Consider the following 9,497-nt stretch of genomic DNA (forward strand, 5'->3'; position numbering starts at 1 on the left):
CACGAACACGGAACGCACGAGGGCGCTTGCACCCTGGCTCGAGTTCTACAACACTGGACGCTGCCACTCAGCCCTGAGAGGCTTCCCACCGATCAGCCGACTGGAACCAACGTCCTGACCGGGTACACCTAGTCCAGCAGCTCGGCCTCGATCACGTCATCGTCGCCCAGATCCGAGGAGCCCCCGGATACGGGCGCGGATCCCTCGCTCGACAGCACGAGCGAGTCGCCGTCACCCGCGACATCGACCCGCACCGCGTCGCCGTCGCGCACCTCGCCGCCGAGGATCGCCCGGGCCAGCCGGTCGTCGATCTCGTGCTGCATGAGGCGGCGCAGCGGGCGCGCGCCGTAGATGGGGTCGTAGCCGCGCGCGGCCAGCCAGGCCCGCGCATCGGGCGTGACGGCCAGCGTGAGGCGCCGATCCGAGAGCCGCGCCTGCAGCCGGTCGATCGACAGCTCGACGATCGAGGCGAGGTCGGCCTCCGAGAGCGGATGGAAGATCACCATCTCGTCGAGCCTGTTCACGAACTCGGGCTTGAAGGCCCGGCGCACGGTCTCGCGCACCGCGTTCTCCTTCTCGCTCCACGGCATGTCGGGGTCGATGAGGTACTGCGAACCGAGGTTCGAGGTGAGGATCAGGATCGTGTTGCGGAAGTCGACCGTGCGGCCCTGTCCGTCTGTCAGGCGTCCGTCGTCGAGCACCTGCAGCAGCACGTCGAACACCTCGGGGTGCGCCTTCTCGACCTCGTCGAGCAGCACGACCGAGTACGGCCGTCGACGCACGGCCTCGGTCAGCTGTCCGCCCTGCTCGTAGCCCACATAGCCCGGAGGGGCGCCGACGAGGCGCGATACCGAGTGCTTCTCGCCGTACTCCGACATGTCGATGCGCACCATGGCGTGCTCGTCGTCGAAGAGGAATTCGGCGAGCGCCTTCGCGAGCTCCGTCTTGCCGACGCCCGTGGGACCGAGGAAGAGGAAGGAGCCCGTCGGGCGGTTGGGGTCGGCGATGCCGGCGCGCGTGCGGCGCACCGCGTCGGCCACCGCGCGTGCGGCCTCGCCCTGTCCCACGACGCGCTTGCCGAGCTCCCTTTCGAGAGCCAGCAGCTTCTCGGTCTCGCCCTGCAGCAGCCTGCCGACGGGGATCCCCGTCCACGCCGCGACAACGCCCGCGATGTCCTCGTCGGTCACCTGATCGTTGACCATGCGCGGCTCGCCGTCGATCTCGCCCGCCATCTCGGCCTGCTCGGCCTCGGCGAGCTGCTTCTGGATCACCGGGATCTCGCCGTACAGCAGCTTCGACGCCTTCTCGAGGTTGCCCTCGCGCTGCGCCACCTGCGCCTGCATGTTCAACTGGTCGAGCTTCTCCCTGAGCGAGCCCACGCGGTTCAGCGTGGCGCGCTCGCGCTCCCACCTGGCCTCGAGCCCATCGAGCTCGCGCTGCTTCTCGGCGAGATCCTCGCGCAGCTTCGCGAGGCGCTCCTTCGAGGCGTCGTCCTTCTCCTTCTTGAGGGCGAGCTCCTCGAGCTTCAGCCGGTCGACGGCGCGGCGCAGCTCGTCGATCTCGACGGGGGCCGAGTCGATCTCCATGCGCAGGCGCGAAGCGGCCTCGTCGATCAGGTCGATCGCCTTGTCGGGCAGCTGGCGGGCGGTGATGTAGCGGTTCGACAGCGAGGCCGCGGCGACGAGCGCCGAGTCGGCGATGGTCACCTTGTGGTGCGCCTCGTAGCGCTCCTTGAGACCGCGCAGGATCGCGACCGTGTCCTCGACGCTCGGCTCGCCGACGTACACCTGCTGGAAGCGCCGCTCGAGGGCCGCATCCTTCTCGATGTACTCGCGGTACTCGTCGAGCGTGGTCGCGCCGATGAGCCGCAGCTCGCCGCGCGCGAGCATCGGCTTGAGCATCTGCGACGCCGCGACCGAGGATTCGCCGCCGCCGGCGCCCATGAGCGTGTGCAGCTCATCGATGAAGGTGATGATCTTGCCGTCGCTCTCCTTGATCTCGGCGAGCACGGCCTTCATGCGCTCCTCGAACTCGCCGCGGTACTTCGCTCCGGCGATGAGCGCGGAGATGTCGAGGGAGATGAGCTCCTTGTCCTTGAGCGATTCGGCGACGTCGCCCGCGACGATGCGCTGGGCGAGGCCCTCAACGACGGCGGTCTTGCCGACGCCGGGTTCGCCGATGAGCACGGGGTTGTTCTTGGTGCGGCGGGTGAGCACCTGGCTCACGCGCCTGATCTCGGAATCCCGTCCGATGACGGGGTCGAGCTTGCCCGAGCGGGCGACTTCCGTGAGGTTGACGCCGAACTGCTCGAGGGCGCTCTGTTCGCCTTCGCCCTGGGCGGGCTGCCAGTTTGCCTGCATCTGGTTCCTTTCTCGTTCAGCAGACGCTTGCGAACCGGCCTCTGGGGAGCGTCGATCCACAAACTTGAGTGATGATGACTCAAGTTTACTCCTGTACCTGTATTTTCGCTAGGGATCCTGACGCGGCGTGCACGCTTCCCTCGCTCGATCAGCGGGGTACGGGCGCGCCGAAGAGCCCCGAAACTGCAAGTTTGCGGGGCTCAGAGGCGCGGAAATCGGCGGCGCCGTCCGCTACACGAAGGCGGAGGCTCCTGTCAGGGCGCGACCCACGATGAGCGAGGTGACCTCGTGGGTGCCCTCGTACGAGTAGACAGCCTCGGCGTCGGCGAAGAACCGCGCCACCCCCGATTCCATCGTGATGCCGTTGCCGCCGGCGATCTCGCGGGCGAGGGCGACGGTCTCGCGGGCGCGCAGCGCGACCCACATCTTCGCGAGCGACGAGTTGGCGTCGCTGAACACGCCGCGATCCTGCAGCTCCGAGAGTTGTACGACCATGCCGAGCGAGGCCACGGCGTTGCCGGCCATGCGCGCCAGCTTCTCCTGGATGAGCTGGAAGCCCGCCAGCTTTCGGCCGAACTGCTCGCGTTCGCGCACGTAGTCGATCGCGGCTTCGAGGGCTCCGGCCTGCAGACCGGCGGCGATCCAGGCGACGTCGGCGCGCAGGGTGCCCATGATCTTCGAGACGTCGCGCCACGAGTCGACGCGTTGCAGCCGTGCGCTCTCGGGCACGCGGACGCCCTCGAGGGTGAAATCGGCGTTCTGCATGGGACGCAGCGACACCTTGCCGGTGATGGTCTCGATGCGCACGCCCTCGGACTCGCGCGGCACGAGGAAGCACTTGACCTGATCGTCGGCGGTGTCGCGGGCGAAGACGGCCAGCACGTCGGCGGTGACGGCGCCCCCGATCCACCGCTTGCGACCGTCGAGCACCCACTCATCGCCGTCGCGGGTGGCGGTGGTGGCCATGCCGCCGGCGATGTCGCTGCCGTGCTCGGGCTCGGTCAGGGCGAAGACGCCAGTGAGGTCGAAGCGCTTGATCCGCGGGTCGAGCTCGGCGACCTGCTCGGGCGATCCGCCGAGGCGCACGGTGGCGCGGAAGAGGCCGGCCTGCGCGTTGTAGACGGTCGCGACCGACACGTCGGTGCGGGCGAGCACGTAGCTGCGGAAGCCCTTGTAGAGCGACGAATCGGCTTCCTCCTCGCTGACTCCCTCGGGCGCCATGAGCCCGAGCGGGGCGAGGGATCCGATGATGCCCGGCGGCATCGTGGCCGTGTCCCAGGCCTCCGAGAGCAACGGCTTCACGCGCTCGTCGAGCATAGTCTGCAGCCGTTCGAGCGAGGCGAGGGCGGCCTCGCTGAGGCGGCCCTCGGCGAAGCGGAAGGGATCGATGCCGATCGCGCCGTCCGCGGCGATGTCGGGATCGCGCAGGGGCTTCGCCGCCGCGTTCACGCGCCGGCTCCGAGTCCCAGGAGGCGGACCGCGTTGTCCTTCACGATGCCGGGAAGCGCTTCCGGCTTGAGCGCGGTCTGCTCGATATCGCGCATCCAGCGGTCGGGGCTGAGCATCGGATAGTCGCTGCCGAACAGCACGCGATCCTTGAGGAAGGAACCCGCGGCGCGCACGAGCTCCTCCGGGAAGTACTTCGGGCTCCACCCCGACAGATCGATCCAGGTGTTGTGCTTGTGCGTCGCGACCGAGATCGCCTCGGCCTGCCACGGCACGGACGGGTGGGCCATGATGATCTGCAGATCGCCGAAGTCGGCGGCGACGCCATCGAGCAGCATCGGGTTCGACAGGCCCAGGCGCAGGCCGCGCCCGCCCCTCATGCCGGCCCCGATCCTCGTCTGGCCCGTGTGGAACAGGGCGACCGCACCGGCCTCCTGCAGCACCTCGAACAGCGGAGAGAAGCGGGAGTCGCTCGGATCGAAGCCCTGCACCGTGGGATGGAACTTGAAGCCGCGCACCCCGTGGTCCTCGATGAGGCGGCGGGCGAGGTCGACCGCCGCCCGCCCCTGCAGCGGGTCGACCGAGCCGAACGGGATCAGCACGTCGTTGTTGCGCTGGGCGCCCGCCGCGATCTCGGCACTCGAGATCGGGGCGTGGCCCAGGTTGGTGGTCGCGTCGACGGTGAAGACGACGGCGGCCATGTCGCGCTCGCGATAGTAGGCGGCGACCGAGTCGAGATCGGGCTGCAGGCCACCGTTCTTGAAGTACGCGGCAGCCGCGTCCGCGAGGTCTGCGGGCAGAGAGTTCTCGCCGTGCTCGCCGTGCTCGATGTGCACGTGGACATCGATCGCGACGAGCCGATCGACGTCGATCGCGGGCTCATACCGGGTCATGGTCGACTCCTCGGCCGGTGTCTCAGCCGCGCGCCGGGGGCTGCAGCTCGTCGGGCAGAGCGGGGAACCTCTCGCCCACAGACTGCAGGTTCGCGGCGATCAGCTCGCCGCCCTCGGCGGCGAGGGCTTCGGCACTCCAGCCGCCGTCGTGGAACGCGGTGACGGCGGGCTCGGGGTGGCTCCAGACCTGCAGGCGATCGCCGCCGACGCCGATGGCCTGGCCCGTGACGCCGGCCGCGGCGTCGGCGGCGAGGTAGGCGATGAGCGGGGCGACGTCGGCCGCGGTGCCGAAGCCGAGGTCGTGGCGGAAGAACGCCGGCATCGGCTCCCCCTTGGCGTCGGCCTCGACGGCGGCGTGGAAGTAGGGCACGGTCGCGGTCATCGCGGTCGCGGTCATCGCGGTCGCGGCGACGGGGATGACGGCGTTCGCGGTGATCCCCGCCTTCTTGAGCTCGAGGGCCCAGGTGCGCACCATGCCGACGATGCCGGCCTTCGCGGCGGCGTAGTTGGTCTGGCCGAAGTTGCCGCGCTGGCCGGTCGGCGAGCCGATGCAGACGATGCGGCCGCCCTCGCCCGCCTCGCGCATGTGCTTGGCCGCCTCGCGCACGCAGGTGAAGGTGCCGCGCAGGTGCACGTTGGTGACGAGGTCGAAGTCCTCGTCGCTCATCTTCCAGAGCACGGTGTCGCGAAGCACGCCCGCGTTGGTGACGAGGATGTCGAGTCGGCCGTAGACCTCTACAGCGGTGCGCACGAGCTGTTCGGCGGTCTCGGTGGGTCCCACGGGCGCGACGACGGCGGTGGCGCGGCCACCCTCGGCCTCGATGGCTGCAACGGCTTCTGCCGCGGTGGCGTCGTCGACGTCGTTGATCACGACGGCGGCGCCCTGCCTGGCGAGTTCCTGGGCGTAGGCGAGGCCGAGACCGCGGCCCGAACCGGTGACGATGGCGACTTTGCCTGCGAGCGACATGTGGGTTCTCCTTCGAGGACGTGCGGTGAGGGATCGCGCCGGCCTGCGGAGAGCTGTCCGATCCGCGGCGGGATGCCCGACTCCATGCAAGCGTAAATACTTGAATTTGTCAATGATCGTGAAATTCAACCGCCTTGCCAGCCTCACCGGCAACGACGGCTAGCTGCGGGCGTCGAGGTCGTCGAGCAGGCGGAGCCCCTCCCGCGCCCACGCGATCTCGGCCTCGGCGCGGGCGATCTTGCCCTCGTAGGCGTAGCGCTTGAACGCGACGATGCGCTCCCGCTGCGCCGGCTCGCTCGACTCGAGACGGCGCGCGAGGGTCGGGTTGCTCCGATCCTCGATGCCCGCGATCTGCTGACGCGCGCTGTCGCGCACCTCGACGAAGTGGGCGATGTGCTCGGCGAGACGCCGCCGCGGCTCCTCGGCATCGGGCGCCCACTCGAAGGACTGTCAGTAAAACGGTGGATCTGGGACTGGCCTGACCGAAAGGAAGGGCAATGACCCAGACCATCGAGATGATCGATCCTGTGACAGGAGAGATCATCGATGAGAAGCAGATCGCGGAGCAGCTGCTCACGCAAGCGAAGGAGCAAGGCGTCAGCCTCGTCGGGCCGGGAGGCCTGCTGGGCGGGTTGACGAAGACCGTGCTGGAGACCGCACTCGAGGCGGAGATGACCGAGCACCTCGGATACGAGAAGCACCAGGTCACTGACAGTGAGAACGCGCGCAACGGCACTCGTTCGAAGACGGTGCTCACTGAGGTCGGCCCGGTCGAGATCGAGGTCCCGCGGGATCGGGATGGATCGTTCGAGCCGAAGATCGTCCGTAAGCGGCAGCGCCGGTTAGACGGCATCGACGAGATTGTCCTCTCGGGGGTTGACCACGGGTGAGGTGGCCGCGCACTTCGATGACGTCTACGGCGCGTCGGTGTCGAAGGAGACGATCTCGAAGATCACCGACAAGGTCATCGAGGAGATGACCTTGTGGCAGAACCGGCCGCTGGACCGTGTCTACCCGGTGGTGTTCATCGACGCGATCGTGGTGAAGGTCCGCGACGGGCAGGTCCGCAACAAGCCGTTCTACGTCGCCATCGGTGTCACCACCGCCGGAGAACGCGACATCCTCGGCATCTGGGCCGGCGATGGCGGTGAGGGGGCGAAGTTCTGGCTCGGGGTGCTCACCGAGCTGAAGAACCGTGGCGTCGAAGACGTCTGCATCGTGGTCTGCGACGGCCTCAAGGGGCTGCCGGAGTCGATCACCACGACGTGGGAGTTCGCCGTGGTGCAGACGTGCATCATTCACCTGATCCGCAACACGTTCAAGTTCGCGTCGCGGAAGTACTGGGACCAGATCGCTCGCGACCTGCGGCCCGTCTATACCGCGCCGACCGAGGCAGCTGCCAGGGCGAGGTTCGAGGAGTTCGCGGAGAAGTGGTGCACCATGTACCCGGCGATCCGCAGGCTCTGGGAGAACGCGTGGAGCGAGTTCATCCCGTTCCTCGACTACGACGTCGAGATCCGCCGCATCATCTGCAACACGAACGCGATCGAGTCCCTCAACGCCCGCTACCGGCGGGCAGTGCGGGCTCGGGGCCACTTCCCCAACGACGCCGCCGCGCTGAAGTGCCTGTATCTCGTGACTCGCTCACTTGACCCCACAGGCCGGGGTCGGGCACGCTGGGTAACCAGGTGGAAGCCCGCACTCAACGCCTTCGCGATCACCTTCGAAGGCCGAATCAACTAAGAATGCGCCAGGCCAGATCCACCGTTAACCTGACAGACCCGAACAGGGCCGTCGGCTACTAAGCGCTAGCCGCCTGATCCGTGTTGAGCTCAGCGTTTCTTAGCGCCCGGGAAACCGACGACTTCCCCACCCCGAGAACAGCAGCGATATGCACCAGGCTGTGGTTCTGCTCCCGCATCTGAATAGCCGCTTCTACCCGTTCCGGCGTCATCACAGTTGGGCGTCCACCCACTCGGCCCTGCGCCCGGGCGTGAGCGAGCCCACGATGAGTGTTCTCCCGAATCGTTGATACGCGCAGCTGCGCGAGCACGGCCATGATGCCGACGATCGCTTCCCCCATCGGTGTCGACGTGTCGACGTCGAGGAACGGCTCAGTGAGACTTCGGAGGCGTACGCCTCGGCGGCCGAGATCTCGGATCAGCTCGATCGCAAGTTGCTCGGTGCCGGCAACGCGGTCGAGCGCTCGGATCACGAGAGTATCGCCTGCGTTAAGGTAGTCGAGGCAGGCATTCCACTCTGGCCGGCTTGCAATACGGCTCGATTCGCCGCGGTCGACGAAGACGCGGACGGCGCCGGCCGCCCGCAGCTCAGCTTCCTGAGCCTCTGGGTTCTGCTCCCGGGTGCTGACCCGCGCGTAGCCGATGATGTTGCTCACAGCTCAAGACCTCTCTTCGCCGAACGTGTGTGCTCATGCGCCCGCGGTTCGACTTCCTGGGGCGCAGCTCCGAGCGACGTCGGCTCGGAAGGGAACGCGAGCCCCGTGATCCGCTCAGCCTCACGCGCAGTGTCAGCGTGCCCGTCAGGAGTGGATTGCGTCACAATCGCAGTGAACATGCTCCGCAGCGGCTCTAGATTTCGGTCCTCAGATGCTGCCCGACAAGCTTCGTCGTTCACCGGGCCACGGACATTCAGCCAGTCGAGCTGCCAGCCGGCATCGTGCGCGATTCGGCTCCAGAACACTCGCTGCGTGCGTCCGTTTCCCTCACGGAAGGGATGCAGGTAGTTCCACTGGTCATAGTGGTACGAGAGCCGGTCAATAAAGCGATCGCGGCTCAGGTGCTTTAGCCGGTCATCGGCCTGGAGCTCGGCGGCCGCGAAGGCGGCAGCGCGATCGATCATCGGCACCGGCAGGAAGAACTCGGATCCCGGCTTCCGAATGTCTACTGTGCGGAGATCCCCCGCCCAGTCGTAGACATCTTGGAACAGCCTGCGATGGATGCTCCTGAGCTCCGCCAGGTCCCCTGTCGCGTCGACGGGGTGGTCGAGCATTTCCAGTAGCCGGGCGAATGCAAGCGAGCCCTCCGCTGCGTCAAGCTCGTCCCGGGTGCGGGCGCCGACCAAGTTACGAAGCAGCCCTAGCTCCGGATCGAGGTAGGGGTCTACGAAATCAGGCGAGGCCATAGCGAGCTCGAGCTCGAGCTACGACCTCGCTGGAGTCGATCTGCCCCGCGATGTACTCCCCCGCATCGAGCATGGTGCCAGGGTCGACCCGCAACCCTTCCATCTCTCCGCTGTGAACCGCTTCGGCCACTCGGCGTTCGCGCTCGGACTCAGTGGTGGCGATCGAATGCGCCTCGGCCATGAACCACTCCTTCTGTCGACGAACTAGATCTCCCCATTCTACCAGCTTCCCGAAAACGTTGAGGAGTAAGTTTCGGGCCAATTGGTTTCGGGACACGGTTTCGGGAATTCGGGAATGCTGGAATCTCGCGGATCCCATTCGAGCGCTCGCGGCCCATCGGGAGCATCCCGAAAACGACCGTTTTTGACGCTTTGACACTTGTGAGTTCCGTGCGGGACCTGGCAGGGAGCGAAACCCCTACCCTGCAGGCGTAGAGCGGATTGGCGCTGCTTCTACCTATCGGATGGCGCATGAGGCCGGAGAAGGGCATCGAACTAAATGAATGGTGGGTTGGGCGTCCGAGAGCCGGACGCCCAACCCGGCAGGTTTCTTTTCTTGGGGGGGGTGCCCCTATGACCTTTGTCAAGCCGCGAGAGCGGCGCCGCTCTGTGCTCGGGGTTGGTAGAGACTGCCGGTTTTGAGCATGGCGTAGATCACGTCGCAACGCCTCCGGGCGAGTGCGATCA

The 9,497-nt window shown here is 67.2% G+C and carries 8 protein-coding genes and 2 pseudogenes; 2 read left to right on the forward strand and 8 right to left on the reverse strand.

Translation table 11 applies throughout. The features are described 5' to 3' along the window. Positions 1 to 118, forward strand: a pseudogene (locus J4H91_RS14970) (IS481 family transposase); the annotation flags it as partial. 10 nt (positions 119 to 128) lie between these two features. Here J4H91_RS14970 and J4H91_RS14975 read toward each other — a convergent pair. The 5 genes from J4H91_RS14975 to J4H91_RS14995 all read right to left on the reverse strand — a co-directional run bounded on the left by J4H91_RS14975 (position 129) and on the right by J4H91_RS14995 (position 6,041). After that, positions 129 to 2,360: an ATP-dependent Clp protease ATP-binding subunit gene (locus J4H91_RS14975; RefSeq protein WP_208047054.1), complete on the reverse strand. Its 2,232-nt coding sequence runs from the start codon at positions 2,358 to 2,360 to the stop codon at positions 129 to 131. A gap of 231 nt (positions 2,361 to 2,591) precedes the next feature. Then, positions 2,592 to 3,809 (reverse strand): acyl-CoA dehydrogenase family protein, encoded by a 1,218-nt coding sequence (locus J4H91_RS14980; RefSeq protein WP_341783570.1) that lies wholly within the window; start codon positions 3,807 to 3,809, stop codon positions 2,592 to 2,594. After that, on the reverse strand, positions 3,806 to 4,699 hold the full coding sequence (locus tag J4H91_RS14985; protein WP_208047055.1) for an amidohydrolase family protein: 894 nt from the start codon (positions 4,697 to 4,699) through the stop codon (positions 3,806 to 3,808). Before J4H91_RS14985 ends, J4H91_RS14980 begins: the two co-directional genes overlap by 4 nt. Before the next feature lie 22 nt (positions 4,700 to 4,721). After that, complete coding sequence (locus J4H91_RS14990; protein ID WP_208047056.1) at positions 4,722 to 5,666, reverse strand: SDR family NAD(P)-dependent oxidoreductase; 945 nt, start codon at positions 5,664 to 5,666, stop codon at positions 4,722 to 4,724. A gap of 159 nt (positions 5,667 to 5,825) precedes the next feature. Next, complete coding sequence (locus tag J4H91_RS14995) at positions 5,826 to 6,041, reverse strand: hypothetical protein (RefSeq protein ID WP_208047057.1); 216 nt, start codon at positions 6,039 to 6,041, stop codon at positions 5,826 to 5,828. A 140-nt stretch (positions 6,042 to 6,181) separates the two neighbouring features. Here J4H91_RS14995 and J4H91_RS15000 point away from each other — a divergent pair. After that, positions 6,182 to 7,409: pseudogene (locus J4H91_RS15000) on the forward strand (IS256 family transposase). Positions 7,410 to 7,467: 58 nt separating this feature from the next. On the opposite strand, the gene J4H91_RS15005 reads toward J4H91_RS15000, so the two are convergent. Genes J4H91_RS15005 through J4H91_RS15015 form a run of 3 tightly spaced genes read right to left on the reverse strand, consistent with a single transcriptional unit; the run spans position 7,468 to position 8,991 of the window. Then, entirely contained in the window at positions 7,468 to 8,064 is a 597-nt protein-coding gene (locus J4H91_RS15005; RefSeq protein WP_208047058.1) for a recombinase family protein, read from the reverse strand. After that, a complete protein-coding gene (locus J4H91_RS15010; RefSeq protein WP_208047059.1) occupies positions 8,061 to 8,810 on the reverse strand; it encodes a Fic/DOC family protein in 750 nt (249 codons plus the stop codon). The genes J4H91_RS15005 and J4H91_RS15010 overlap by 4 nt, the downstream gene beginning before the upstream one ends. After that, positions 8,797 to 8,991 carry an antitoxin VbhA family protein gene (locus J4H91_RS15015; RefSeq protein WP_208047060.1) on the reverse strand — a complete coding sequence of 65 codons (195 nt, stop codon included), beginning with the start codon at positions 8,989 to 8,991 and terminating at the stop codon, positions 8,797 to 8,799. The genes J4H91_RS15010 and J4H91_RS15015 overlap by 14 nt, the downstream gene beginning before the upstream one ends. Positions 8,992 to 9,497 lie beyond the last annotated feature (506 nt).

It is taken from the genome of Leucobacter ruminantium (assembly GCF_017565705.1).
Taxonomy (GTDB): Bacteria; Actinomycetota; Actinomycetes; order Actinomycetales; family Microbacteriaceae; genus Leucobacter; species Leucobacter ruminantium.